This window comes from Pseudomonas putida group bacterium ESBL64 (genome assembly GCF_045277175.1).
GTDB lineage: Bacteria > Pseudomonadota > Gammaproteobacteria > Pseudomonadales > Pseudomonadaceae > Aquipseudomonas > Aquipseudomonas alloputida.
The window spans coordinates 589,011-613,966 of the sequence record NZ_CP145799.1; the positions used below are offsets into that span (position 1 = coordinate 589,011).

23 protein-coding genes are annotated in these 24,956 nt (G+C 64.0%); 9 read left to right on the forward strand and 14 right to left on the reverse strand.

Going from position 1 to position 24,956, the window contains the following annotated elements:
- Window positions 1–48 precede the first annotated feature (48 nt).
- The gene (treS, locus tag V6093_RS02615) at window positions 49–2,115 is read right to left on the reverse strand and encodes a maltose alpha-D-glucosyltransferase (protein ID WP_012052528.1); all 2,067 of its coding nucleotides are present in this window, start codon (window positions 2,113–2,115) and stop codon (window positions 49–51) included.
- An 87-nt stretch (window positions 2,116–2,202) separates the two neighbouring features.
- Window positions 2,203–3,129 (reverse strand): LysR substrate-binding domain-containing protein, encoded by a 927-nt coding sequence (locus V6093_RS02620; RefSeq protein WP_406669692.1) that lies wholly within the window; start codon window positions 3,127–3,129, stop codon window positions 2,203–2,205.
- A gap of 141 nt (window positions 3,130–3,270) precedes the next feature.
- Here V6093_RS02620 and gtdA point away from each other — a divergent pair, with 141 nt between their 5' ends.
- The 5 genes from gtdA to V6093_RS02645 all read left to right on the forward strand — a co-directional run bounded on the left by gtdA (window position 3,271) and on the right by V6093_RS02645 (window position 8,358).
- Entirely contained in the window at window positions 3,271–4,326 is a 1,056-nt protein-coding gene (gene gtdA / locus V6093_RS02625) for a gentisate 1,2-dioxygenase (RefSeq protein WP_047604952.1), read from the forward strand.
- 16 nt (window positions 4,327–4,342) lie between these two features.
- Window positions 4,343–5,041: a fumarylacetoacetate hydrolase family protein gene (locus V6093_RS02630; RefSeq protein WP_108078620.1), complete on the forward strand. Its 699-nt coding sequence runs from the start codon at window positions 4,343–4,345 to the stop codon at window positions 5,039–5,041.
- An 81-nt stretch (window positions 5,042–5,122) separates the two neighbouring features.
- Window positions 5,123–6,475, forward strand: a complete 1,353-nt coding sequence (locus V6093_RS02635; RefSeq protein WP_406669693.1) for an MFS transporter — start codon at window positions 5,123–5,125, stop codon at window positions 6,473–6,475.
- Between the two features lie 18 nt (window positions 6,476–6,493).
- Window positions 6,494–7,135, forward strand: a complete 642-nt coding sequence (maiA, locus tag V6093_RS02640) for a maleylacetoacetate isomerase (protein WP_108078618.1) — start codon at window positions 6,494–6,496, stop codon at window positions 7,133–7,135.
- A 29-nt stretch (window positions 7,136–7,164) separates the two neighbouring features.
- Entirely contained in the window at window positions 7,165–8,358 is a 1,194-nt protein-coding gene (locus tag V6093_RS02645) for a 3-hydroxybenzoate 6-monooxygenase (protein ID WP_047604948.1), read from the forward strand.
- Window positions 8,359–8,375: 17 nt separating this feature from the next.
- On the opposite strand, the gene V6093_RS02650 is transcribed toward V6093_RS02645, so the two are convergent.
- A complete protein-coding gene (locus V6093_RS02650; RefSeq protein WP_108078617.1) occupies window positions 8,376–9,293 on the reverse strand; it encodes a LysR family transcriptional regulator in 918 nt (305 codons plus the stop codon).
- A 120-nt stretch (window positions 9,294–9,413) separates the two neighbouring features.
- Between V6093_RS02650 and V6093_RS02655 the strand changes: the two genes are divergently transcribed.
- From V6093_RS02655 to V6093_RS02665, 3 genes are all read left to right on the forward strand, one after another.
- A complete protein-coding gene (locus tag V6093_RS02655; protein ID WP_003248098.1) occupies window positions 9,414–10,172 on the forward strand; it encodes a 5-oxoprolinase subunit PxpA in 759 nt (252 codons plus the stop codon).
- Between the two features lie 92 nt (window positions 10,173–10,264).
- Window positions 10,265–11,152, forward strand: a complete 888-nt coding sequence (locus V6093_RS02660) for an allophanate hydrolase subunit 1 (protein WP_012052525.1) — start codon at window positions 10,265–10,267, stop codon at window positions 11,150–11,152.
- On the forward strand, window positions 11,149–12,120 hold the full coding sequence (locus V6093_RS02665) for a biotin-dependent carboxyltransferase family protein (RefSeq protein ID WP_003248102.1): 972 nt from the start codon (window positions 11,149–11,151) through the stop codon (window positions 12,118–12,120). Before V6093_RS02660 ends, V6093_RS02665 begins: the two co-directional genes overlap by 4 nt.
- A 61-nt stretch (window positions 12,121–12,181) precedes the next feature.
- Here V6093_RS02665 and V6093_RS02670 read toward each other — a convergent pair whose 3' ends face one another.
- The 7 genes from V6093_RS02670 to V6093_RS02700 all read right to left on the reverse strand — a co-directional run bounded on the left by V6093_RS02670 (window position 12,182) and on the right by V6093_RS02700 (window position 19,320).
- Window positions 12,182–13,030, reverse strand: a complete 849-nt coding sequence (locus tag V6093_RS02670; protein ID WP_014861078.1) for a TIGR03915 family putative DNA repair protein — start codon at window positions 13,028–13,030, stop codon at window positions 12,182–12,184.
- Window positions 13,021–14,241, reverse strand: coding sequence for a putative DNA modification/repair radical SAM protein (locus V6093_RS02675; RefSeq protein WP_003248106.1), 1,221 nt, complete (start codon window positions 14,239–14,241; stop codon window positions 13,021–13,023). The genes V6093_RS02670 and V6093_RS02675 overlap by 10 nt, the downstream gene beginning before the upstream one ends.
- Before the next feature lie 171 nt (window positions 14,242–14,412).
- Complete coding sequence (locus V6093_RS02680) at window positions 14,413–15,969, reverse strand: glycosyltransferase family 39 protein (RefSeq protein ID WP_341783163.1); 1,557 nt, start codon at window positions 15,967–15,969, stop codon at window positions 14,413–14,415.
- 4 nt (window positions 15,970–15,973) lie between these two features.
- A complete protein-coding gene (locus V6093_RS02685; RefSeq protein ID WP_003248111.1) occupies window positions 15,974–16,246 on the reverse strand; it encodes a lipid-A-disaccharide synthase N-terminal domain-containing protein in 273 nt (90 codons plus the stop codon).
- The gene (locus V6093_RS02690) at window positions 16,243–16,986 is read right to left on the reverse strand and encodes a glycosyltransferase family 2 protein (RefSeq protein ID WP_003248113.1); all 744 of its coding nucleotides are present in this window, start codon (window positions 16,984–16,986) and stop codon (window positions 16,243–16,245) included. Before V6093_RS02690 ends, V6093_RS02685 begins: the two co-directional genes overlap by 4 nt.
- A gap of 34 nt (window positions 16,987–17,020) precedes the next feature.
- The gene (locus tag V6093_RS02695) at window positions 17,021–17,995 is read right to left on the reverse strand and encodes an NAD-dependent epimerase/dehydratase family protein (protein ID WP_047604941.1); all 975 of its coding nucleotides are present in this window, start codon (window positions 17,993–17,995) and stop codon (window positions 17,021–17,023) included.
- The gene (locus V6093_RS02700) at window positions 17,983–19,320 is read right to left on the reverse strand and encodes a UDP-glucose/GDP-mannose dehydrogenase family protein (protein ID WP_108078613.1); all 1,338 of its coding nucleotides are present in this window, start codon (window positions 19,318–19,320) and stop codon (window positions 17,983–17,985) included. The genes V6093_RS02695 and V6093_RS02700 overlap by 13 nt, the downstream gene beginning before the upstream one ends.
- Window positions 19,321–19,564: 244 nt before the next feature.
- Between V6093_RS02700 and V6093_RS02705 the strand changes: the two genes are divergently transcribed.
- Window positions 19,565–20,611, forward strand: a complete 1,047-nt coding sequence (locus tag V6093_RS02705) for a class I SAM-dependent methyltransferase (protein ID WP_003248119.1) — start codon at window positions 19,565–19,567, stop codon at window positions 20,609–20,611.
- 146 nt (window positions 20,612–20,757) lie between these two features.
- On the opposite strand, the gene V6093_RS02710 is transcribed toward V6093_RS02705, so the two are convergent.
- The 4 genes from V6093_RS02710 to V6093_RS02725 form a co-directional block, all read right to left on the reverse strand.
- Entirely contained in the window at window positions 20,758–22,002 is a 1,245-nt protein-coding gene (locus tag V6093_RS02710) for a saccharopine dehydrogenase family protein (RefSeq protein WP_003248123.1), read from the reverse strand.
- Window positions 22,003–22,034: 32 nt separating this feature from the next.
- Window positions 22,035–23,132 (reverse strand): carboxynorspermidine decarboxylase, encoded by a 1,098-nt coding sequence (locus tag V6093_RS02715; RefSeq protein ID WP_014756455.1) that lies wholly within the window; start codon window positions 23,130–23,132, stop codon window positions 22,035–22,037.
- A gap of 185 nt (window positions 23,133–23,317) precedes the next feature.
- On the reverse strand, window positions 23,318–24,235 hold the full coding sequence (locus V6093_RS02720; protein WP_003248127.1) for a pyridoxal-phosphate dependent enzyme: 918 nt from the start codon (window positions 24,233–24,235) through the stop codon (window positions 23,318–23,320).
- A complete protein-coding gene (locus tag V6093_RS02725; RefSeq protein WP_047604983.1) occupies window positions 24,232–24,906 on the reverse strand; it encodes a transcriptional regulator in 675 nt (224 codons plus the stop codon). Before V6093_RS02725 ends, V6093_RS02720 begins: the two co-directional genes overlap by 4 nt.
- Between the last annotated feature and the right edge of the window lie 50 nt (window positions 24,907–24,956).

Sequence of the window (24,956 nt, forward strand, 5' to 3'; positions counted from 1 at the left end):
CGTGCTTGCGGGCGAAACCGGTTTGCCGACGGCAGGGCCACGCCAGATTCAAACATGCCCGCTGCTGTTGACGATCCGCAGGCACAGCGCCTCGTAGGGGTCCAGGTTCACCATCAGGCGCCCGTCCTCGGTCAAATCGCCTTCGACCGTCTCGTTGATCATGTCGACCACCGGCCCAGGTGTGAAGCCGGTCAACAGCAGTTCCTCGGCAATTGCCTCCTGGCCGAAGTTCAGCGCAGTGATCTGGATACCACGCCCGGCTGGCAACTCATGCACCATCACCAGCAGCCCTGGGCTGCGTACCTCAGGTACCAGCACCTGACGGCTGGTGGCGATGCCGTAGGCCTGGCGCACAGCCAGCAGTTTCTTCACCTGGCAGGCAAATGAATCACCCTCGTCCAGCTGGCTGTCGAGGCTGCCGTAAAGCGACCGGGCACGCGGCATGCCACGCACCGAAGCCACCGCCTGTGGGTCAAGTCCGGCCAGGTCATAGCCGCCTCGGTGAATCCAGCGGGTATCGCCGTCGAGCATGCGTTCGGCCACCGCTTCGGCGGGCAAGGGCAGGGCACCGACCAGGTCCCAGCCGGACAAGGCGACTACCCCCGGCTGCATGGCGTTGTACATGACCAGCAGCAGGTGCACCTTCTTGATCAATTCGATATCCGTTGCGCCAATCTGTTCGAGGTCGCGAATACCCAGTGCAGCGGCGATCAGGCTGGCGGTGGTGCAGGCAATGCCGTTGGTCACGAAGCGCAGGTTGTACGGCGCATGCTCCCCCGACAGCCGTTCGTAGATCTCTTCGCGGATATGTTCGCGCAGGATGCTGCCAGGCAGGGTCTGGCCCTTGTACAGGTACATGTCGTGCGCGTGCAGTGTCCAGAAGTGCACCAGCTCCACGGTCAGCTCGTCATGGTTTTGCAGGGCATGGATCAGCGAGGCCGGGTCGATGCCGAAGGCGTGCATCTCCTTGAGCATCAGGCGCAGGAACTCGGTGTCGCCCGTCAGCAGCGCATGCTGGTAGGCCGGCCGGGTAATGAAATCGTAGGACAGGTCGGCACCGCCTCTGGACATCTGCGCAATGTCATCGAGGGTCAGGTTCAGCTCCTGGAAGCTGAAACCGCCGGCCTTGCGGATCATGCCACCGATCAGCTGGTTGCCGACGAGCGACAGCGGGTGGCTTTCCGACCAGGCGGTGCCGCTGGCGCGTGTTTCCACGCCGAGAAAGCCGTTGGCGTCCAGGCGCAGGCCGCGTGCACCCAGGCAGTCCAGCGCGTGCAGTGCGTCACCAATGATCATTTGTTGGGCGGCGAAGGTAGGGTCCAACCAGTTCAGCGAGGGCTGGCCTTCCTTGAAGTAATGCAGGTACACCCAGCGGCGGGTCTTGCCGTCGACGCCTGTGATCGGCGGCGTGGCGCTCCAGTCGGTTTCCTTCACGCCCGGCTCGAAGAAGATTACCCGCTGCAGCTGGCCAACGATGTAATGGCGCGCCTTCAGCTCGTCACACTGAGCTGGCAGTAAATTGACCGCATCGCGCCCGGCGGGCACCTCGGGCAGCAGCGTCCAGTCTTCTTCGCGGATCTCGACCATGTGGTACAGCCCCGGGTAGGGGCCATGGGCGATCTCGGCCAGGCGGAAGTCGGCGCCCTTGCCGGTGTGCGAGGGGATCAGGTCGTCGATGGTCACGGCATTGTGCGCAGCGGCCATGCGGCTCATCTGGATCAGTTCCTGCTCGCTGCCGTACAGCGGGTCGATGTCGAAGCTGATGCGGTCGAAGTTGCCGTCCACACTGGGGGTGAGTTCGCGGCCGCGGATGCCACCGGACAGTTTGATCGGGCCCGTGTGCAGGCCCTGTACGCCGATCTCCGACAGGCGCTTCCACAACGCTTCGTGGGCCAGGGCACCGAGTACCGAGCAGCCCTCGGGCGCGATGATGGCGTCGGGGTAGACGGTCAGCCACACCGAGGCGATTTCGGTGGCGCGGCGTGGCTGGGCCTCGGCGTACGGTTGTTGCCACAGGCGCGACTGGCCTGAGTACAGGCTGGCGCGCGCCTGGGAGGCCTTGAGCATGGCGCGGTCTTCGAGCCATTTGACGTACGACGGGTCGGGCTGGGTCATTTCGCGTCCTCTTTGCGTGTCGGCACCGGCTCAGGTTATGACGGCGTCGCGGCCTGAACGTTCGGCCCGCGCAGAAACCAGCACCGGTCACGGCTTGCGAATGGGGCTGCGGGCCGCTTCGCGCAGGCTCTCCAGCAAATCCAGCACTGCCCCTTCGATATGCGGTTCATCACGCCAGCACATACCGATCGAGCCTTCGGCCTCCAGCTCGAAATCCAGCTGCCGCAACAACCCGCGCCCATGGAAATGCTCGGCCACCCGCCCGGACGCCACCGACAGCATGTCGCTGTTCTGCATCAACCACAAATTGGCCATCAGCGACGATGATTCGATGCGGCACGGCAACGGCTTGCGCCCGGCGTTGCTCAGGGCTGTGTCCAGGCGGTTGCGGATCGGCGTGGCAGGCGGCCACAACAGCCAATCGTACTGATACAGGTCGTCCCAGTTCAGGCCCTTGCGCTTGGCTAACGGGTGGTCGGGGCGGGCGACTACCTGCATGGGTTCGCGAAACAGCATCTCGCTGTGCAGGGCCTGGCTGGGCTGGTAGTTGTCGACCCGCCCGACCACCACATCCAGCTGGCCCAGCTGCAGGCGTTCGAGCAGCACGTTCATCGTGCTTTCCTGCAGCGATACCTGCGCTTTCGGGTGTTTTTCCAGGAAGTACAGGATGGCGTCAGGCACCAGGCTAGGCGCCGAAGCCGGTGAGGTGCCTATCGCCACGTTGGGTGTGCTGCCTTCGCGCAGGGCGTCCAGGTTGCTTTGTGCGCGTTCCATCTCGCTGAGTATGCGCCGCGCATGGTTGACCAGCAGGGTACCTTCGGCGGTCGGCCGCAGGCCCCGGGCATGGCGCTCGAACAGTAGGGCGCCGGCATCTTCCTCCAACTCCTTGAGGAACTTCGACAGCCCAGGCTGGGTGGTGTAGGCCTGCCGTGCGGTGTCGCTGAGGTTACCGGTTTCGGCCAGCGTCACCAGCAGTTGCAGGTGCCTTGGGCGCAGGCGGCGGGTCCAGTGCATGGCGTGCCTCTCATCATCTTTTTGGTATGGATGCATATGAAAATATCATTTTTTTTGTATGCCTGGCGGGCGTTTAATCGATCGCACAACGGGGCGCTGCCACTGCCAATCGCCCCTTCCCAGCCCACCGAAGGTGAAGCGATGAATAACAACGACAATATCGGCACGGCCCGCGCCGACTTCTATCAACGCATCGACAGCCAGGCGCTGTTCCCCCTGTGGGAACAGCTGCACAACCTGGTACCGCCGCAGCCCACCACCACCTGCGTGCCGGCGCTGTGGCGCTTCAGTGAAGTGCGCCCGTACCTGATGGAGGCCGGTCAGCTGATCAGCGCCGAAGAGGCGGTGCGCCGGGTGCTGGTGCTGGAAAACCCGGGTATTCGCGGCCAGGCCTCGATCACCCCCAGCCTGTATGCCGGGCTGCAACTGATCCTGCCGGGCGAGATCGCCCCCAGCCACCGCCACAGCCAGTCGGCGCTGCGTTTCGTGGTCGAAGGCAAGGGCGCCTACACCGCAGTGGACGGCGAGCGCACCACCATGCACCCAGGCGACTTCATCATCACCCCGTCCTGGACCTGGCATGACCACGGCAACCCCAGCGAAACCGAAGGCGGCGAGCCGGTGATCTGGCTCGACGGCCTGGACATTCCCACCGTGCGCTTCTATGGCGCCGGTTTCGCCGAGAACTACCCGCAGGCCGTGCAGCCAGTCAGTCGCCCGGACGGCAACAGCCTGGCCCGCTACGGCGCCAACATGCTGCCGCTGCGCCATGAGGTGCAGGGCGCTACCTCACCGATTTTCAGCTACCCGTATGCGCGTACCCGCGAAGCGCTGGCCACGCTTGAGCAGCAGGGCGAAGTGGATGCCTGGGATGGCGTGAAGCTGCGTTATGTCAACCCGGCCACTGGCGGCTGGGCCATGCCCACCATCGGTACCTGCATGCAGCTGCTGCCACGCGGATTCGCCGGCAAGACTGCCCGCTGCACCGATGCCACCGTGTACTCGGTGGTCGAGGGACGGGGGCGCGCCATCATCGGTGGGCAGACCTTCCATTTCGAGCCCAAGGACACCTTCGTCGTGCCCAGTTGGGTAACGCTGAGCCTTCAGGCGGACGACGCGTGTGTGCTGTTCAGCTATTCCGATCGGCCGGTGCAGGAGGCCCTCGGGCTGCTGCGCGAAGCCCGCGAACATCATTGATCCAAGGAGCCCTGCCATGACTTACCTGTTTGAACCTGCCGCCACCACCAGCCTGCCGATCGCCGGCAGCGACCAGCGCTTCCCTGTACGCCGCGTTTACTGCGTGGGCCGCAACTACGCTGCCCACGCTCGTGAAATGGGCTTTGACCCGGACCGCGAGCCGCCGTTCTTCTTCTGCAAGCCGGCCGATGCCGTGGTACCGACGGCCGACGGCCAGACCCTGGAGCTGCCGTACCCGGCGCAAACCAGCAATTACCACTACGAAATCGAACTGGTCGCAGCCATCGGTAAAGGCGGACGCAACATCGCGCCCGAGCAGGCCAACGAACACGTGTTCGGTTATGCAGTGGGCCTGGACATGACCCGTCGCGATTTGCAGATGAAAATGCGCGAAATGGGCCGCCCTTGGGAAATCGGCAAGGCATTCGACGCCTCAGCACCCATCGCGCCGCTTTACCCGGCCAGCCAGGTTGGCCATCCGGCGCAGGCCGGCATCTGGCTGCAGGTCGAAGGCCAGGACCGCCAGCGCAGCGACATCGACCAGCTGATCTGGTCGGTGCCGGAAACCATCGCCTACCTGTCGCGCTTCTTCGAGCTGCAGCCGGGTGACCTGATCATGACCGGTACCCCCGAAGGCGTGGGTCCGGTGATCGCTGGCGAGCTGATGGTGGGTGGCGTCGAAGGCCTCGGCGAAATCTGCGTTCGCGTCGTCTGATTGCCGTGGGCCGGCGCAGCTGGCCTTTCATCCCGGTTCAACACGTGGCCGGCGCCAAGCGCCGGCCCGGAGGTTTCGCTCATGTCTTCCACCGATAAAAACAACACCGTGGATGTACAAGCCTTCATCGATAGCCAGCCGGTGACGCGCTTTCAGTCGCGCGTCTTGCTGCTGTGTTTTCTGGTCACCGCCATCGATGGCCTGGACACGGCCGCCATCGGCTTCATTGCCCCGGCGCTGCGCGAGCACTGGCAAATCGGCGCCGCCGAGCTTGGGCCGGTGCTGGGTGCAGCACTGGTCGGGCTGATGCTGGGAGCGTTCATGGCCGGGCCTTTGGCCGACCGCTTTGGCCGCAAGCGCGTGCTGTTGCTGTCGGTGGCCTGCTTCGGCGTCTTCAGCCTGGCTGCCGCATTCGCCCAGGACCTGCACAGCCTTGCACTGTTGCGCCTGCTTACCGGCCTGGGCCTGGGCGGGGCGATGCCCAACGCCATTACCCTGACCTCCGAATACTGCCCGCAACGCCGACGCTCTTTGATGGTGACCGGCATGTTCTGCGGCTTCACCCTCGGCTCAGCCCTGGGCGGGGTGGTCGCTGCGCAGTTGTTGCCAGTCTTCGGCTGGCGCAGTGTGCTGGCCCTGGGTGGGGTGCTGCCGCTGGCATTGCTGCCGGTATTGTGGTTTGCGCTGCCCGAGTCCGTGCGTTTTCTGGCGCGCCGCAATCCGGCCGATAGCAAGGCGCTTGCCATTGTGCGACGCATCGGTGTGTTGCCCGTGGGCTGCCAGGGCCTGCGCATCGATGACGCGGTAGAAGGCCATTCGCCGGTGCGGCAGATTCTTGCCGCGCCGTTACGCCGCGGCACCCTGGCGCTTTGGCTGGCGTTTTTCATGAGCCTGCTGATCATCTACGGCATGACCAACTGGCTGCCGTTGCTGGTGCGTGACACCGGCCTGAGCCTGAGCCAGGCGGCGCTGATCAGCGCGCTGTTCCAGATCGGTGGCACCCTTGGCGCATTGTGCCTGGGGGCGGCCATGGACCGCTTCGAGCCACATAGCGTGCTGATGCTGGCCTTGCTCGGCGGCGCGGCGTGCCTGTTCGCCATTGGTCAGTGCCATGGCAACTACGTACTGCTGGGGCTGAGCGTGGCCGGCATGGGCTTTTGCATCAGCGGTTCGCAGGTCGGTGCCAATGCCCTGGCTGCAGCCTTCTACCCCACCAGCAGCCGCGCCACGGGTGTGAGCTGGGCACACGGGGTAGGGCGAATCGGCTCAGTGTGCGGCACCTTTGGTGGTGCGTTGCTGATGGATGCCGGGCTGTCCTTTGAGCTGCTGTTCAGCGTGCTCATGCTGCCCGCGGTGCTGGCCGCTGCGGCGATCTTCCTGAAGGGCGTGCGACCTGTCACTGCGTTGCCCGCCACCACCCACATCATGCCCTGAACCTGCAGGAATACTGCCATGCAGCTCTACAGCTTTTTCAACAGTTCCACCTCGTACCGTGTGCGCATTGCCCTGGCCCTGAAAGGCCTGGAGGTGGAGTACCACGGCGTCAACCTGCGCGCCGGTGAACAACGCCAGGCGCCGCACCGTGCGCTCAGCCCCATGGGGGGCGTGCCGGTACTGGTGGACAACGATTCTGTCAGCCTGACCCAGTCACTGGCGATCATCGACTACCTCGACGCGCGCTATCCGCAGGCGCCATTGCTGCCCGGCGACCCCTTGCTGCGTGCCCGGGTGCTGGAGGTGGCGCAACTGATCGCATCCGACATCCACCCGCTCAACAACCTGCGCGTGCTTGGTTACCTGCAAGGTGTGCTGAACGTAGGGCCTGAGGAAAAGGACCGTTGGTACGCGCACTGGGTCGCCGAGGGGCTTGCCGCCCTCGAAGCCCTGCTGCAACGCCATGGCGAAGGCCCCTACTGCTTCGGTGCACAGCCGACCCTGGCCGACTGCTGCCTGGTGCCGCAAGTGGCGAACGCCGAACGCATGGGCTGTGACCTGCACGCTTACCCACGAGTGATGGCGGTGTACGACCACTGCCAGGCGCAACCCGCCTTCCAGCGTGCTGCGCCCGGCCGCCAAGCCGACTTCATCCAATAAAAACCGCAGCCTGTACGGAGACCCCAACCATGACTGCCCAACAACAAAAAATCATCATCGTCGGCGGGGGCATCGGTGGCCTTGCTGCCGCTCAGGCCCTGGCCGCCCAAGGTATCCAGGTGCTGCTGCTGGAACAGGCCGAGCATATCGGTGAAATCGGCGCCGGTATCCAGCTTGGCCCTAACGCCTATGCCGCGCTGGATGCGCTGGGCGTCGGCGATGCTGCGCGCAATCGCTCGGTGTTTACCGACCACCTGATCATGATGGACGCCATCGACGCCCACGAAGTGGGGCGCGTTGAAGTCGGCGAGCGTTTTCGCCAGCGTTTCGGCAACCCGTATGGTGTGATTCATCGTGCCGACATTCACCTGTCGATCCTTGAAGCCGTGCAGCAGAATCCGTTGATCCGTTTCCAAACCTCGACGCTTATCGCCGGCATGGAGATGGACGACCATGGCGTGACCCTGACCGACAGCAAGGGCAACCGCTACCAGGCCGACGCGGTGATTGGCTGCGACGGGGTGAAGTCGGTGATCCGCGAGCGTATGGTTGGCGACCCGGCAAGGGTCACCGGGCACGTGGTGTACCGCGCCGTGGTGGATGTGCAGAACATGCCCGAAGATCTGCGCGTCAACGCGCCGATGCTGTGGGCCGGCCCGCGCTGCCACCTGGTGCACTACCCGCTGCGCGGCGGCCAGCAGTACAACCTGGTAGTGACTTTCCATAGCCGTAACGAGGAACAGTGGGGCGTGACCGACGGCAGCAAGGAAGAGGTACTGTCGTATTTCGAGGGCATTCACCCGCGGCCCCGGCAGATGCTTGACCGGCCTACCTCCTGGCGCCGCTGGGCCACCGCCGACCGCGACCCGGTGGAACAGTGGGGAGAAGGGCGGGCGACCCTGCTGGGCGATGCTGCTCACCCGATGACCCAGTACCTGGCCCAAGGCGCGTGCATGGCGCTGGAGGACGCCGTGGTGCTAGGGGAGGCGGTGAAGGCCTGTGAGCATGACTTGCAGGCGGCGTTGCGCCTGTACGAATCGATCCGCATACCCCGTACCGCACGGGTGCTGTGGTCGGCGCGGGAAATGGGGCGGCTTTACCATGCCAAGGGCGTCGAGCGGCTGGTGCGCAACCAGCTGTGGGAAGGCCGTTCGCAGGAGCAGTTCTACGATGCCGTGCAGTGGTTGTATGGCTGGAACATCGAAACCTGCCTGAAACGCTGATGACAGGCCCGGCAGGCTCAGCGCCGGGCCGACAACTGCTGCGGTGCCAGAAACGCATCATGAAAGTAATTGCGCACCGCCTGCATCGCCGGGCTGAATGCCCGTTCCCGGTGCCAGGCCAACCCCACGCTCATCGGTGTGACCGGGTCGCTGATGGTCACCGTCTCGATGCGCTTGCCCTCCAGCGACCACGGCCGGTGCACCAGGTCCGACAGGATCGCCACACCGCTGCCATTGGCGACCATGCTGCGCACGGCCTCCACCGAGCTGGTCCGCACCCTTACGCTTGGCCGTTGCCCGGCCTGCTCCCAGTAGCGCATGGCACTGTGCTCGGCCTCATCCACGGTCAACAGGATGAACGGCTCACAGGCCACATCGGCCAGGCTCACGGCCGAGCGCTCGCACAGTGGGTGATGCCCGGACAGCCACAGCCGGCGCTCGGAGTTGAACAGGGTTTCCGAGACGATGTCGGGGTGGGTGAGGTTGGCGGTGAGCACCACCGCCATGTCGAAACGCCCCTCCAGCAGGCCTTGCTCGATGGCGCTGCGCTCCTGCTCGTACAGCTCCAGGGTCACGTCCGGATGCCAGTGCTCCAGGCGCTGCAAGTGGTGCGGCAGGAAGTAGCCGATCACCGTGTAACTCGCCGCCAGGCGCAACAGGCCACTGGCGCGCACGTCCGGAAGCGGGCTGTTCAACGCATCGTCGACACTGCGCAGGATGACGTAGGCCCGGTTCAAGAAGTGCCGGCCGGCTTCGGTCAGGCTCATGCCTTGGGCCGAGCGCTGGAACAACAGCACGCCGAGCATCGCTTCCAGCTCCTTGATGGCCGTGGTCACTGCCGACTGGGAGATGTTCAGGTGGATTGCCGCTTGGGAGATCTGGCCGATTTCAGCGGTGGCAACGAAGTAGCGGACCTGGCGCAAGGTGAGTGACACGGTAGGCTCCCGGGGTATCTGATTTTCAGAAGGTACCCCATCTGTTTATAGATCTTCCCAAGGGGGTGTAGAGAATCTAACGTGGCTTGCATGCAGTCACAAGTGCCAGGAGACGCGGTCATGCAAGCAGTGGATTTCAACTCGGACATGGGTGAGGGCTTTGGCCCGTGGACGATTGGCGACGGCGTCGATCACGAACTGATGGGCTACATCAGCAGCGCCAACATCGCCACCGGTTTCCACGCCGGCGACCCCGGCACCATGCGCCGCACCGTCGAGCGCGCCAAGGCCCTGGGTGTTGCGGTGGGGGCACACCCGGGTTTCCGCGACCTGGTCGGCTTTGGCCGCCGGCACATCAATGCCTCGGCGCAGGAACTGGTGGACGACATGCTCTATCAATTGGGCGCGCTGCGTGAAATCGCTCGTGCCCAGGGCGTGCGCCTGCAGCACATCAAGCCGCATGGGGCGCTGTACATGCACTTGGCGCGTGACGAAGAAGCGGCGCGCTTGCTGGTGCAGAACCTGCGGGTGATCGAGCCCGAGTTGCTGCTGTACTGCATGCCGGGTTCGGTGATCTGCCGCATTGCCCGGGAAATGGGGCAGCCGGTGATTCGCGAGTTCTATGCCGACCGCGAGTACGACCTGAGCGGGTCGATCGTGTTTACCCGCAATGTGCGTGGCTACGAGCCCCAAGCCGTCGCCGAGCGGGTGCTGCGTGCTTGCCGCCAAGGCGTGGTGCGCACGGTCGAAGGCCAGGACCTGGCGATCGAATTCGATTCCATTTGCCTGCACAGTGACACCCCGGGCGCGCTGGACCTGGTCGAGGCCACGCGCAAGGCACTGGATGCGGCCGGCATCGTGGTGCGTGCACCGCGCTGAACCCGTCAGGCATCCGGCAAACAGACACGCCGGAGCCCGTGCATTTTGTTTTCGCCTGCCTTTCTATAAAGATTCCAAGAAAAGGAACTGTCATGGCCGAACCGCTTGCTACAACCCCGATCCGTTACAGCTTCGGCGCCGACGAGCACCTGTTTGCCGAAGTCAGCGAAAGCATGTCGCTGGAGGCCTTTTTCAAGGGTATGGCCGTCACCCGTGCGGTGGAGCGCATGGCCCTGGATGGCGTGCTTGATGTGTGCCTGGCCAACGCGTCGTTCCAGGTCCGCTTCGACCCGGACCGTATCGCCCCCGAGGCACTGCTCGAAGCCGTGCGCGGCGCCGAAGCGCAGGCGGTGGCCGAGCGTTCGTTGCAGACGCGGATCATCGAGATCCCGGTGCTGTACAACGACCCCTGGACCCATGAAACCCTGATGCGCTTTCGGGATCGCCACCAGGACCCGACCAGCACTGACCTGGAGTACGCTGCGCGTATCAACGGCCTGGCCGATGTCGAGGCCTTCATCGCCGCCCACAGTGGCGCGCCATGGTTCGTGTCGATGGTCGGCTTTGTTGCCGGCCTGCCGTTCATGTTCCAGATGGTCGAGCGCCAGCGGCAGCTGCAGGTGCCCAAGTACCTGCGCCCCCGTACCGACACGCCCAAGCTCACCCTGGGCCATGGCGGCTGCTTTGGTTGCATCTACTCGGTGCGCGGGGCCGGGGGCTACCAGATGTTTGGCGTCACCCCGGCACCGATCTACGACCCGCAGCAGACCTTGAATTACCTGAAAGAGCACATGGTGTTCTTCCGCCCAGGTGACATCGTGCAGTTCAAGCCTATCGACCGCCGCACCTACGATCAGGCGGTGGCGGAGGTGGAGGATGGCTGCTTCGACCTGCGCATTCGCCCGGTGGCGTTTTCCCTGGACGCCTTCCTCGCCGACCCGGTCGGCTACCCCAAATCGTTGCAGGAGGTGCTGGCATGATCAAGGTACTCAAACCGGGCTTGGCCACTTCTGTACAGGACCTGGGCCGCGAAGGTTACTACCACCTGGGCATTCCACCGTCCGGCGCACTCGACCAGTACGCCTTGAGCGCAGCCAACCACCTGGTGGGCAACCCGGCCGGCGCTGCGGGCCTGGAGTGCGCGCTGGTGGGGCCGGAGCTGGAGTTCCGGCAGGACGCACTGGTCGCTGTGTGCGGCGCGCAGATGCCAGCGTTGCTCGATGGCCGCGAGCAGCGCCCGGACACGGCGTTCGCCGTGCGGGCCGGGCAAGTGTTGCGTTTCGGCTTTCCAACAGCGGGCGCCCGGGCCTACCTGGCAGTGGCCGGAGGCATCGATGTGCCCGAGGTACTGGGTAGCCGGTCCACCTACGCGCTGGGCGCGTTGGGTGGCTTTCATGGGCGCAAACTGATGGCGGGCGACCTGCTGCCGGTCGGCGTGCCCAGCGGCAAGACCCGTGCCGGTGCAAGCTTGCCCATGGCCCTGCGTCAGGCCTTGGGGGGCGAGGTGGTGTTGCGGGTGGTGCCTGGGCTGTACTTTCACCGCCTGACCGAAGCTGCAGCGCAACGTTTCTTCACCGACGCCTGGACCGTTGGCTCCGAAGCGGACCGCATCGGTTATCGCTACAAAGGCGGCAGCGCCTTGAGTTTCCAACCGCGCGAGCAGCCTTTCGGTGCGGGGTCGGACCCGTCCAATATCGTCGACAGCTGCTACCCGATCGGATCGATCCAGGTGCCGGCAGGGTTGGAACCGATCATCCTGCATCGCGATGCAGTGTCGGGGGGCGGCTACGCCATGATCGGCACGGTGATCAGTGCCGACCTCGACCTGATCGGGCAGATGCAGCCCAACCAGCAGGCGCGGTTCCTGCCGGTGAGCCTGGAGCAGGCACTGGAGGCGCGGCGTTCGTACAAGAAGAAGCTGGCCTGCCTGGCCAGGCTCTTCAGTTGAGCATGATGTTTTCGCTGTAGCAGCGGCCTTGTGCCCGACGGGGCCGCAACGGGCTCCGCGGCTACGCCGAGCGCGCAGGTTTGCTGATGGTCTTGCCGGTTTGAGAGGCCACCTCAAGGGCTTGGCCGTCCCGCTGTTTGCCTTGGCGCGCCAGGCCTTCAAGTTGCGGTATCAGCATGCCTTCCGGCAAATGCCGCCAGAACCGCCCTGGCATGTGCAGGCGCAAGGCGTCCGGGTTGAGGCGGGCCGGGTTGAAGGTGTGGCGGTAGTAAGTGCGCCAGAGTTCGGCGCCGGGGTCTTCGGCGTTGCGGGCCCACTGGCGCCAGGGCTCGGGGCACTGTCGCTGGTAGTCGAACGACTGGCCGTCGAAGCGAATGCCATCCTGTGGCGTGGCAATCAACCAGCGCAAACGCCCCAGGCGGTCGGCAAAATGCGCGCTGGCACTGTGCAGAATGTCGTGTGCCGGCTCGTGATAGGCCACCAGCTCCAGTTGCAAGTGCTCAGCCAGTTCATCAGGCAGCGGCACGAAGCGTACAAACGCGTGCAAGTGATGTGCCTCGCGGGTTACCTGCTTGATGCGCCGTTGCAGCTCACTGCCCAGCCGGTCACCGGCCAGCATTGCCGTGCGGTCGCCATGGGCGACGCGCCACAGCACTTCATACAGCAGGTTCCAGCGCTGTTCGCCACGGTAGCGAGAGGCCTGCTCCAACTGGCTCAGCAGTGCGGCCGGGACTTTGGCCCGGAAAGGGCCAGGCCCTTCAGGCGGCGCTGCCGGCACGGCCAGCAGGTCCGCCATCGGGCCTTGCGACCAGGTGACTTCCGACGGGTCGATGCCATGGCTCAACAACACCCGGGCCTGGTCGCGCCAGGTGGCGAACAGGTCGTCGCAGTCGAGTGCGATCACCCCCATAACCCCATCTGCACGGGCGCTGGCGGCTCACTCAAGCGCGCGCGCAGCAAGCCGCTGCGCAGCTCAGCCTGGGCGGGGCGGTAGTCGCTGGTGACGATGAACGGCCGTGCCTTGTCCAGCACGCAGCGCAGCTGGATCAGGTCGTCATAACGGATGCGCCGCTCCCGGCGCAGGGCGACCAGGCGCTGTACGCTGCGCAGGCCGATGCCGGGGATACGCGCCAGTAGCGCAGGTTCCGCGCGGTTCACGTCCAGCGGGAAGACTTCGCGGTTGGCCAGCGCCCAGGCCAGCTTGGGGTCGATGTCCAGTGCCAGGTTACCGCTGTGGCCCAGCAACTCGCCAGCCTTGTAGCCATAGCCACGCAGCAGGAAGTCGGCTTGATACAGGCGGTGTTCGCGTAGCAGCGGTGGTGCGGCGAGGGGCACGCTGCCGGGGCTGTCGGGGATCGGGCTGAAGGCGGAGTAGTACACGCGCTTGAGGCCGTAGCCCTGGTACAGCGACTCGGCATTGCGCAGCAAGGTACTGTCGTCGGTGCTGTCGGCGCCGACGATGACTTGGGTGCTCTGCCCGGCCGGGGTAAAGCGCGGCGCCCTGGGCTCGTTGGCCACGGCCTGCTGGCCCTGATGAATCACGCCCATGGCCTGGCGAATGGTGCGCCCTTGCTTTTCCGGCGCCAGGCGCTTGAGGCTGGCGTCGGTGGGCAGTTCGATGTTGACGCTGAGGCGGTCGGCCAGGCGCCCGGCCTCTTCGATCAGCAGCGGGTCGGCATCGGGGATGGCCTTGAGGTGGATGTAGCCGCGGAAGCTGTGCTCTTCGCGCAACAGCCGGGCCACACGGATCAGCTGCTCCATGGTGTAGTCCGCCGAGCGGATGATGCCGGAGCTGAGGAACAGGCCGCTGATGCAGTTGCGCCGGTAGAAGTCCAGGGTCAGGCGTACCACTTCCTCGGGGCTGAAGCGGGCGCGTGGCACGTTGCTGGAGCGGCGGTTGACGCAGTACTGGCAGTCATACAGGCAGAAGTTGGTCAGCAGTACCTTGAGCAGTGATACGCAGCGGCCGTCGGGGGTGTAGCTGTGACAGATACCCATGCCATTGGTAGCACCCAGGCCGTCAGCGCCGCGCGAGTTACGCTTGGGCGCGCCGCTGCTGGCGCAAGATGCGTCGTACTTGGCGGCATCGGCCAGGATGCCGAGTTTGGCGATGAGTTGCATGGCGCGATCTCGCTATACTGAATATTCATACAGTATTTTGAGATTTGATGGATTGCAAGCGATATGGATAGGGGAGCGCGAGTTTGACCTGGAGCAGTACCTGATCGGGCAGGCGCTGTAGTTCGGCGGGCATTCTCCTAAGCGCCCACCGGACCGGCAGGGTCTGGTGGGTCATTTCCCTGCGTGTTCCTCAACGACCAGCGGGTTGCGCCAGGTATCGGCCCAGGCGAAGTGGTAGACGTCGTTGGGGGCACTGGCCTGGCACTGACCGTTGTCGGCATCTGCACCGACGACATACCATTTGGCCCGCGAGGTTTCACCCAGCTTGCGTGCCTTGTCGACGTTGAAGCACTGGCCCAGTTCGGTGGCTGGAACCAGGGCGAAGGCGGTGGGGTGCTGGCGCAGCCAATAGACCGCTGCCTCTACTCTGGATTGGCCGGTGAAGCCGAAGTGCACGATGGGTTGCCGGGCAAACAGCCAATGCCCCTCGCGCCAGTTGACCAGCACCAGTTCTGCACCGGCAGTGGTCCGTGCGGCGTCGCTCATCAGCGTCTCATGCGGGTTGCGGCCCTCCTTCACGGGTTCGACGAAACCACGCGCGAACCACAGGGCGAACCATACCAGGGCTGCTGTGGTGAATGCCTTGTGCCAGCCCGGCCGACGCTGCCACCAGCGCTTGAGCAGCCACGGCACAAGCGGCGCCATGGCCAGAATCAGGCCTGGCAGCGCCGGGAAAATATACAGCTTGCGCTTGCCGGTGCTCAGGCTGAAGAACAGCAGCACCAATGCCACCCAGCCTAGCAGCAGCAGGAAGCGGCCATCGTGCTTTTGCAGTTGCCGGCGCCAGGCCGGTACCAGCCAGGGCAGGGCCAGGATCAGAGGCAGCCAGTACTTGGGGATGACCTTGACGAAGAAGTACCAGAACGGCTCGCGATGGTCCCAGGCATTGGCGTAGCGGCTGGCGGTCTGGCGCAGCAGGATTTCCTTCAGGTAGGCCAGCTCTGCCGCGCCGCCGCCATGGGCGATCGACACCAGCAGCGGCAGCAGCCATACGGCGCAACCGGCGAGTAACCACAGTAGCCCCAGGCTCCAGCGCCATCCCTGGCCGGGCATGGCGACTACGCCGCGCCAGCGATGGCGCACCGCCCAGGCATAAGGCAGCAATATCAGCGCCGGAACAAAACCCACCCCCTTGCTGATAATGCCCAGGCCCATGGATGCGCAAGCCAGGTAGAACCAGCCCCAGGCGGGCCCCAGTAGCAGGTGGCGCAGCATGCCGTAGAGGCCCAGCGCAACCCAAAGGCACAGGAAACTGTCGATCTGCCCGGTGCGCAGGATGCTGTAGGTCTGGTAGGTGGCCAGGAACAACAAGGCCGCGATCACGCCGGTGCGCCGGTTCCACAGGCGCCGCCCGAGGTCATGCAGCACCCAGGTGATGGTCGCCGCCGACAGCAGCCCGGGCAGGTACAGGGCAACGTTGGGCGCGCCGGTCAGGTAGCTGAACAGCGCCACGGTCCACATGAACAACGGTGGCTTGTCGCCATAGATCTCTGCTGCACGGTGTGGGATGAACCAGTTGCCGCTCTGCAGCATTTCCAGGGCCACGCCGAGAAAGCGTTCTTCATCGACATTCATCGGCTGACGCCAGCCGATTCCCGCGCCCACCAGCAACACGGCGAGGGCGATCAGGGCCAGGCGTTCGGCCCCGATTGTCTTGAACTTAGGCAAAGGGCTATTCCTTCAGTTGCTGGTGGCGGGCAATCAGTTGCAGGTTGCGCAGGTAGACCAGAAAGCCGAAGCTTTGGCCGATAATGAAGACCGGGTCCTGGCGGTAGATGGCGTAAGTCAGCAGTAGCGCGCTGCCGAGCATGCTCAGGTACCAGAAGCCTACCGGGATCACGCTGCGGCGCTTGAGTTCGCTGTACAGCCACTGCAGCACGAAGCGCCCGGTGAAAACGGCCTGACCCGCGAAGCCGATGATCAACCAGAGGGTTTCGCGGGTCATCCTTCAAGCTCCTGCGGGCGGCTGTGCAGGCGGGTGCGGCGGATTAGCCACCACACCCCGAACAAGTCGAGGATGCCGACCAGGGCGCGGTCCAGGTTGCCATACTTGGAGACACCGGCGTGGCGTGGCCGGTGGTTGACCGGGTGCACCAGCATGCGGCCGTTGTGGCGCAGGATCAGTGCCGGAATGTAGCGGTGCATGTGGTCGAAGTAGGGCAGGTGCAGGAAGGCTGCCCGCTCGATCAGCTTCAGCCCGCAGCCGGTGTCGGGCGTGGCATCCTTGAGCAGGCGGCTGCGCAGGCCGTTGGCTACGCGCGAGGCCCAGCGCTTGCTGGCGCTGTCACGCCGGTTGACCCGGTGCCCGGCCACCAGCTTGACGCCGCCGGCCAGGTTCTGGTTGGCGCGCACCAGGGCTAGCATGCCGGGGATGTCTGCCGGGTCGTTCTGGCCATCGCCATCCAAGGTCGCCAGCCAGTGGCCGCGGGCCGCCTGGGCGGCATGCCACAGCGAGGTGCTCTGGCCCAGCGAACGGTCGTGACGCAGGATGCGCAATTGCCTGTAGCCCTGGCTTTTCAGGTGTTGCAGTACGCTCAGGGTGCCGTCGCTGCTGCCGTCGTCGACCACCAGCACTTCGTAGTGTTCGGCCGTGAGTGCAGTGCGTATCTCCATCAGCAGTGATGGCAGGTTGTCGACCTCGTTCTTGGCGGGGATCAGTACCGAGAGGTCAAGTGGATCGCTCATGAGGCTACCTGTGATCGTGTTGTGATTGCTTGGATCAAACCCGGTAGAAATCCCGGTACCAGCCAACGAAGGCGTTGACGCCATGTTCCAGCGATGTGCCTGGGGAGAAGTCGATCCAGCGTGCCAGTGAGCTGACGTCGGCCCAGGTTTCCAGCACGTCCCCCGCTTGCAGCGGCAGGTAGTCGCGTTGGGCCTTGATACCCAAGGCGTCCTCCAGGCATTCGACAAAATGCAGCAGCCTTACCGGCTGACCGCGGCCAATATTGAACAGTTGGCAGGGTGGTTTCCCCTCGGCTGGCCGGGGCGGTTTCAGGCGCAGGCGCACGATGCTTTCGACGATGTCGTCGATGTAGGTGAAGTCGCGGCCCATCAGGCCGTTGTTGTAAAGCGCTATCGGCCGGCCCTCGAGCATGGCGCGGGTGAATTTGAACAGCGCCATGTCGGGGCGGCCCCAGGGGCCGTAGACCGTGAAAAAGCGCAGGCCGGTGGTCGGCAGGCGGTACAGGTGGGCGTAGCTGTGCGCCATCAGTTCATTGGCGCGCTTGCTGGCGGCATAGAGCGACACGGGCTGGTCGACCGGGTCGTCGATGCTGAACGGCAGCTTGGCATTGGCCCCGTACACGGAGCTGCTGGAGGCGTAGATCAAGTGGCGTGGTGGCTGCGCTCTGCAGGCCTCGAGAACATTGAGGAAACCAACCAGGTTGGCCTGGCCGTAGGCACCCGGGTTGTCCAGTGAATAGCGCACGCCGGCCTGGGCCGCCAGGTGGATCACCTCGCTGAACGCCTGCCTGGCGAACAGCGGTTGCAAATCGGCAGGGTTGGCGATGTCGAGGGTATGGAAGTGGAAGCTGGAAAAACCGAACAACGCCTGCAGGCGCGCCCGCTTGAGCTCGACGCTGTAGTAGGCATTAAGGTTGTCGATACCGACCACTTCGATGCCGGCCTCGCACAGGCGCCGCGCCACGTGGTAGCCAATGAAACCTGCCACACCAGTAATCAGTACCGGCATACTGGCTGCACCTGGCCACGGCCGATCCCGTAATAAGTCAGGCCGGCGGCGGCCATGTGCTCGGGCTCGAACAGGTTGCGCCCGTCGAACACCACCCGGTCGGTCAACTGCTGCGGCACCTTGTCCAGATTGAGTACGCGGTAGTCCTGCCACTCGGTGACGATCACCAAGGCATCTGCGCCCTTTAATGCATCGTCCTTGCAGGGCACCAGTTGCAAGTCGGCACGCGGGCCGTAGTGGCGCCGGATTTCTTCCATGGCCTGAGGGTCGTGAGCCTGCACCCGCGCGCCCGCGGCCCACAGTGCTTCCAGCAGGACCCGGCTGGAAGCTTCGCGGATATCATTGGTATTGGGCTTGAACGACAACCCCCACAGGGCAAACACCTTGCCCCGCAGGCCGCCGGGGTAGTGGCGCTGGATCTTGCTGAACAGCCGACCCTTCTGCTGCTCGTTGACCGACGCTACTGCGCGCAGCAACTGTGTCTCGAAGCCTTCCGCCTCGGCACTGTGGCGCAGGGCTTGCAGGTCTTTGGGGAAGCACGAGCCGCCAAAACCGCAGCCGGCGTAGATGAAGTCATAACCGATGCGCGGGTCCGAGCCGATGCCACGGCGCACCATTTCGATGTCGGCCCCCAGGTGCTCGGCCAGGTTGGCGATTTCGTTGATGAAGGAAATCTTGGTTGCCAGCATGCAGTTGGCCGCGTACTTGGTCAGCTCGGCGCTGCGCGCATCCATGACCATAAGCTTCTCGCGGTTGCGGCTGAACGGCAGGTAAAGCTCGCGTAGCAACTCCACTTCGGCCGCATCTGCGCCGCCGATGATGATGCGCTCGGGGCGCATGCAGTCATCCACCGCTGAGCCTTCCTTGAGAAACTCCGGGTTGCTGATCACCTGGAAGCGGCTGGTATCGGCCACGGCCTGGGCGATGCGTGCCTTGATGCGGTGTACCGTACCCACCGGCACGGTGGACTTGTTGACGATTACTTTGGGACCGTCAGCGTGTTCGAGGATGCTGTCGACCACGGCGAAAACGTGTTTCAGGTCGGCGCTACCATCGGCTTGCGGCGGAGTACCGACGGCAATGAACTGCAACCTGGCATAGTTGGCAGCGACTGCGGCATCCGTGGTGAAGCGCAGCCGACCGCAGGCGAGGTTCTTCTCCAGCAGCGGCGCAAGGCCGGGCTCGAAGATCGGGCAATGGCCTTCACTCAGGCTGGCCACCCGATCGGCATCGACATCCATGCACAACACCGAATGGCCTACCTGGGCCAGGCACACCGCCTGGGTCAGGCCGACATAGCCGGTTCCGAAAACCGTGACCTTCATTTGACAGCTCCTTGATAGGAAAGCTGAAAAAAAATGTCACATCCTTGTTTAGGAATTGTTACCTGACGGATGTTTTCGTGGGCCATGAGGCCTTTATTCCACTTCGCCCAGGCAGAGCATCTAAACTTAATGACAGCTCGCGTTAGCGCGTTGTACCGCGAACGAAAACCCTTGAACCGACCACCGCCTTCCCGGAGCGGATGTCCCTCGTTGGCGATGGCCTTCTTGCAGAGGAGGGCAGGTCATGGACGAGGCAAGGCTTCACGATTTCATGGGCAAGCTGGTGGGCGACATGGGCGCGGCGGCGACGCTGGCCAATGTCATTCTCGGCGATGAACTGGGGCTGTACCGGGCCATGGCCGACAGCCAGGCGGTCACCCCTGAGCAACTGGCGGAAAAGACCGGCTGCCACCCGCGGCTGGTGCGAGAATGGTTGAATGCCCAGGCGGCATCGGGCTACATGGTCCATGACAAGGGCCGTTTTGTGCTGCCTGAAGAACAGGCCATGGCCCTGGCGCTGGAGGATTCTCCGGCCTACATGGCCGGCGGCGCGTCCGTGGTGGCGGCGCTGTTCCATGACAAGGACAAGCTGGTAGCCGCCATGCGCGGCGATGGCGGGTTGGCCTGGGGCGATCACCACCCGTGCATGTTCAGCGGTACCGAGCGGTTTTTCCGGCCGGGGTATCGCACCTTCCTGGTAGCGGATTGGCTGCCGGCACTGGAGGGTGTGGTGGCCAAGCTGCAGGCGGGCGCCAAGGTGGCGGATGTGGGGTGCGGTCATGGTGCCTCGACGCTGGTGATGGCGCAGGCGTTTCCGGCGTCGACCTTCGTGGGGTACGACTATCATCAGCCTTCGATCGTCACCGCCAACGCGCGTGCGCGTGAAGCGGGGTTGGAGTCGCGGGTGAGCTTCCAGCAGGCCAGCGCCAAGGAGTACCCGGGGCATGACCATGACCTGGTGTGCTTCTTCGATTGCCTGCACGACATGGGTGACCCGGTCGGGGCAGCCAGGCATGCCTACCATGCTTTGAAAGCGGATGGCACGGTCATGCTGGTGGAGCCTTATGCCGAGGACTCGCTGGAGGGTAACCTGACACCGGTCGGGCGCTTGTTCTATGCGGCGTCGACGTTTATCTGCACGCCCAATTCGTTGTCGCAGGAAGTGGGGCTGGGGTTGGGTGCGCAGGCCGGGGAGGCGCGATTGCGGGCGGTCTTCGAGGAGGCAGGGTTCAGCAGGTTCCGGCGGGCGACGCAGACGCCGTTCAACCTGATTCTGGAGGCCCGCAAGTAGAGCGTGATCCTGCACCGGCCTCTTCGCGGGCTCGCCCACACAGGTTACGTGCTTGTTTCAGGCCTGTGGAGCGCCTGGGCTGCCCGCGAAGTGGCTGGGCCTGGAAAGCAGAAGGGGCGCCATGTGGCGCCCCTTCTGTTTGTTGCTTAGGCTTCAGCGTCCCAAGGACGATCGCCTTTTTCATCTTTGACGCGGGTCGGCAGGCCCATCACGTCCAGCGCCTTGAGGAACGGCTCGGCTGGCAGCTCCTCGACGTTGACCATGCGCTTGGCATCCCACTCGCCACGGGCTACCAGCAGGGCGGCAGCCACTGGCGGTACGCCGGCGGTGTAGGAAATGCCCTGGCTGTCGGTCTCGGCGTAGGCTTCTTCGTGGTCGGCCACGTTGTAGATGAACACTTCGCGCGGCTGGCCATCCTTGGTGCCTTTGACCAGGTCGCCGATGCAGGTCTTGCCGGTGTAGCCAGGGGCCAGCGAGGCCGGGTCTGGCAGTACAGCCTTGACCACTTTCAGCGGTACCACTTCCAGGCCTTCGGCGGTTTTCACCGGTTGCTCGCTGAGCAGGCCCAGGTTTTTCAGTACCGTGAACACGTTGATGTAGTGCTCGCCGAAGCTCATCCAGAAGCGCACGTTCGGGACGTTGAGGTTCTTCGAAATCGAGTGAACTTCATCGTGGCCGGTCAGGTACAGGTTTTGCGAGCCTACCACTGGCAGGTCGTCGGTACGCTTGACCTCGAACATGGTGTTGCTGGTCCACTGGCTGTTCTGCCAGCTCCACACTTGTCCGGTGAACTCGCGGAAGTTGATTTCCGGGTCGAAGTTGGTGGCAAAGTACTTGCCATGTGAACCGGCATTGACGTCGAGAATATCGATCGAATCAATGCTGTCGAAATACTGTTGCTGCGCCAGCTTGGCGTAGCTGTTCACCACACCCGGGTCGAAACCGACGCCGAGAATGGCGGTAATGTTCTTTGCCTGGCACTCTTCGAGGTGTTTCCACTCGTAGTTGCCGTACCACGGTGGAGTCTCGCAGATCTTGCCCGGCTCTTCGTGGATGGCGGTGTCCAGATAGGCGACACCCGTATCGATGCAAGCACGCAGCACCGACATGTTGAGGAAGGCGGAACCCACATTGATCACGATCTGCGATTCGGTTTCGCGGATCAGCGCCTTGGTTGCCTCGACATCGAGGGCATTGAGCGAGAAGGCCTGGATGTCGGCGGGTACCTTGAGGCTACCCTTGGCCTTGACGCTGTCGATGATGGCCTGGCATTTGGAGATGTTCCGTGACGCGATGGCGATACGACCCAGTTCGTCGTTATGCTGCGCGCACTTGTGGGCCACCACCTTGGCGACACCTCCTGCACCAATGATAAGAACGTTCTTCTTCAATTTACCCTTTGCTCCTTACTTGAAAGCCGGTCTTACGACAGGCTGGAAACGTAGTCTTCGAAACCGAACTCGCGGACGACTTCGACGCTGCCGTCGAGCTGCTTGACCACGATGGAAGGCATCTTCAGCCCGTTGAACCAGTTTTTCTTGACCATGGTGTAACCCGCCGTGTCGATGAACGACAGGCGATCGCCAATGGCCAGCGGACGGTCGAATTGGTACTCGCCGAAGATGTCACCGGCCAGGCATGACTTGCCGCAGACCATGTAGGTATGCTCGCCGTCATTGGGGGCCATCTTGGCGTTGAGGCGGTAGATCAGCAGGTCGAGCAGGTGCGCTTCGATCGAGCTGTCGACCACGGCCAGGTGCTTGCCGTTGTACAGGGTATCGAGCACGGTCACTTCCAGCGAGGCGCTGTTGGTGATGGCGGCTTCGCCCGGCTCCAGGTAAACCTGCACGCCGTATTTTTCCGAGAACGCCTTCAGGCGCGCGCAGAAGGCGTCTACTGCATAGTCTTCACCGGTGAAGTGAATGCCACCACCCAGGCTGACCCACTCGACCTTGTGCAGCAGGTGGCCGAATCGCTCTTCGATGTGCGTGAGCATCTTGTCGAACAGGCCGAAGTCACCGTTCTCGCAGTTGTTGTGGAACATGAAGCCGGAGATGTGTTCGATCACCTGCTCGATCTTGGCCGGGTCCCATTCGCCCAGGCGGCTGAACGGGCGGGCCGGGTCGGCCAGCAGGTAGTCGGAGCTGCTGACCTGCGGGTTGACGCGCAGACCACGCACCTTGCCTTCGGACTGTTCGGCAAAGCGTTGCAGCTGGCCGATCGAGTTGAAGATGATCTTGTCGCAGTTCTCAAGCATCTCCTCGACCTCGTCGTCGGCCCAGGCCACGCTATAGGCATGGGTTTCGCCGGCGAACTTCTGGCGGCCGAGCTTGAGCTCGAACAGGGAGGACGAGGTGGTACCGTCCATGTACTGCTGCATCAGGTCGAACACCGACCAGGTGGCGAAGCATTTGAGGGCGAGCAGCGCCTTGGCACCGGAGTGTTCGCGCACGTAGGCGATCTTCTCCATGTTGCTGAGCAGCTTGGTTTTATCGATGAGGTAATACGGCGTCTTGATCATTTAAAGGCCCCCGGCCAGGCCGGCCAAAAAAAGGACACGCATTGTGCCTTCACTTGCCGCAGACCGAAAGGGCGGGATACGCATTTCGTCAGGGTTGACGCTATTGCGAGGGCTTTTTCGGTTGCGGCGAGCCTAGTAGATCAGGTGCATGTGACTGTCGTAATCACCCCCGACAGATGGCAGCTTCAGTCTGCCTGCTGCAGCCAGGCCTGGATCTGCTCCAGTGTTGCGGTAGCGCCGCCACAGACCACCACCAGTACATTGCGCAAGGCGCCCAGTGCCTTGGCATCATAGGCCACTGCCAACGCCGCCCCGCACGCGGGCTCGACCAGCACACGGTGGTCCAGCAAGAACCGCTCACAGGCCTCCAGCGCTGCGCGATCGCTGACCAGATGGCTGTGCACCGGATGCTGCTGCACGCACGTCAGCGCCTGATCAGCCACACGCTTGGCCCCCAGCGACGTGGCCACCGAGGCGATGCGCTCCAGCTCCACCGAATGCCCGGCCTGCATGGCCGCATGCAGCGACGCCGCGCCCTCGGTTTCTACTGCCAGCACCGGCACATCGCCCCAGCCATTGCGCTTGAGCCCCTCTACCACGCCACTGAGCAAGCCGCCCCCGCCGACTGACAACACCACCGCGTCCGGCTTCAGGCCGGCTTCGGCCACCTCATCCACCAGGCTGGCATGCCCGGCCCACAGCAGTGGGTCGTCGAATGGGTGGATGAAGGCATCGTTCGGGCCTACCAGTGTCTGTGCCAGGGCGTTGGCCTCTTGCCAGGAACTGCCGTGCACCACCACCTTGGCGTCTTCCAGGTGCAGCAGCTGCTTGGCCCGTTCGGTGGTGGTTTCGGGTACCACCACAGTCACCGGCACCCCCAGCTTGCGTCCGGCGTAGGCGACTGCCAAACCGGCATTGCCACCTGACGAGGACACAAAGTGCCGGGCGCCACGCGCGTGGTGTACCTCGCAGGCGTAGCCTACACCGCGCAGTTTGAACGAACCGCAGGGTTGCAGGGCGTCGAGCTTGAGCCAGATATTACGACCGGCCGCCAACGACAACGGGCGCGACTCGATCAGGGGGGTATGAATGTGCAAGGTCATTGGCTGGCTCCGCGTAGTTGCTCGAGGTAGTTGTAAATGGTGTAGCGCGTCACGCCTAGAGCGCTGGCAGCCTTCTCGACGCCGCCCTTGACGATGAACAGGCCGCGCTCCTGCATGACGCGCACGGCCTCGACCTTGGCCTGTTTGTTCATCCGCCCCTGGCCGCTGCGCTGCAGGGCAGCCTGGATGATCTCGCTCATCAGCAGCTCCATGTCGGCCGGTTCGTTGACCGCCGGTATGGCCCCCAGCGGCTGCAACTGCTGGAGAAAGCTCATGGCAGCATCCAGGCCGGTGACGTCGGTGTTGACGCACAGGCTGGCGAAGGGGTGGCCGCTGCTGTCACGGAAGATTGCCGTGGCACTCCGTAGCGTGCGGCCTTTGAGCGTAGTGGGGTAATCGGGCAGCACCACCGGCTCACAGCCGTGCTGGTCGGCCGAGGCCTGCATCAGTGCCTTGAAACCCTGGTCCTGCTCCGGTGCGGCGAGGATCGGGCTGCCCACGCTGCGGCCGGAAAGATGACCGTTGACGATCGCCACCACCGAGTGTTCGGGGTGGTCAAGGTCGTGCAGGAGTATTTCCATGTTGCGCGCGGCAACGCTGCCCAGTGCCTGGATCGCGGCCTTGAGCACGGTGAGGGTGAGTTGGCGTTCTTCGCTGGGGGTGATAGACATGGCAGACCGCAAAATCAACTGTTTGTGCATTTTTACACATATGGTTGAAA

Bases quoted from the DNA above. Each gene is read 5' to 3' on its own strand.
- V6093_RS02670 (WP_014861078.1), bottom strand. From the start codon at position 13,030: ATGGGGGTGATCGCACTCGACTGCGACGACCTGTTCGCCACCTGGCGC.
- V6093_RS02660 (WP_012052525.1), top strand. From the start codon at position 10,265: ATGGCCGAACCGCTTGCTACAACCCCGATCCGTTACAGCTTCGGCGCC.
- treS (WP_012052528.1), bottom strand. From the start codon at position 2,115: ATGACCCAGCCCGACCCGTCGTACGTCAAATGGCTCGAAGACCGCGCC.
- V6093_RS02620 (WP_406669692.1), bottom strand. From the start codon at position 3,129: ATGCACTGGACCCGCCGCCTGCGCCCAAGGCACCTGCAACTGCTGGTG.
- V6093_RS02695 (WP_047604941.1), bottom strand. From the start codon at position 17,995: ATGCCGGTACTGATTACTGGTGTGGCAGGTTTCATTGGCTACCACGTG.
- V6093_RS02630 (WP_108078620.1), top strand. From the start codon at position 4,343: ATGACTTACCTGTTTGAACCTGCCGCCACCACCAGCCTGCCGATCGCC.
- V6093_RS02685 (WP_003248111.1), bottom strand. From the start codon at position 16,246: ATGACCCGCGAAACCCTCTGGTTGATCATCGGCTTCGCGGGTCAGGCC.
- V6093_RS02655 (WP_003248098.1), top strand. From the start codon at position 9,414: ATGCAAGCAGTGGATTTCAACTCGGACATGGGTGAGGGCTTTGGCCCG.
- V6093_RS02665 (WP_003248102.1), top strand. From the start codon at position 11,149: ATGATCAAGGTACTCAAACCGGGCTTGGCCACTTCTGTACAGGACCTG.
- V6093_RS02715 (WP_014756455.1), bottom strand. From the start codon at position 23,132: ATGATCAAGACGCCGTATTACCTCATCGATAAAACCAAGCTGCTCAGC.
- V6093_RS02675 (WP_003248106.1), bottom strand. From the start codon at position 14,241: ATGCAACTCATCGCCAAACTCGGCATCCTGGCCGATGCCGCCAAGTAC.
- V6093_RS02635 (WP_406669693.1), top strand. From the start codon at position 5,123: ATGTCTTCCACCGATAAAAACAACACCGTGGATGTACAAGCCTTCATC.
- V6093_RS02645 (WP_047604948.1), top strand. From the start codon at position 7,165: ATGACTGCCCAACAACAAAAAATCATCATCGTCGGCGGGGGCATCGGT.
- V6093_RS02725 (WP_047604983.1), bottom strand. From the start codon at position 24,906: ATGTCTATCACCCCCAGCGAAGAACGCCAACTCACCCTCACCGTGCTC.
- gtdA (WP_047604952.1), top strand. From the start codon at position 3,271: ATGAATAACAACGACAATATCGGCACGGCCCGCGCCGACTTCTATCAA.
- V6093_RS02690 (WP_003248113.1), bottom strand. From the start codon at position 16,986: ATGAGCGATCCACTTGACCTCTCGGTACTGATCCCCGCCAAGAACGAG.
- V6093_RS02720 (WP_003248127.1), bottom strand. From the start codon at position 24,235: ATGACCTTGCACATTCATACCCCCCTGATCGAGTCGCGCCCGTTGTCG.
- V6093_RS02700 (WP_108078613.1), bottom strand. From the start codon at position 19,320: ATGAAGGTCACGGTTTTCGGAACCGGCTATGTCGGCCTGACCCAGGCG.
- V6093_RS02705 (WP_003248119.1), top strand. From the start codon at position 19,565: ATGGACGAGGCAAGGCTTCACGATTTCATGGGCAAGCTGGTGGGCGAC.
- maiA (WP_108078618.1), top strand. From the start codon at position 6,494: ATGCAGCTCTACAGCTTTTTCAACAGTTCCACCTCGTACCGTGTGCGC.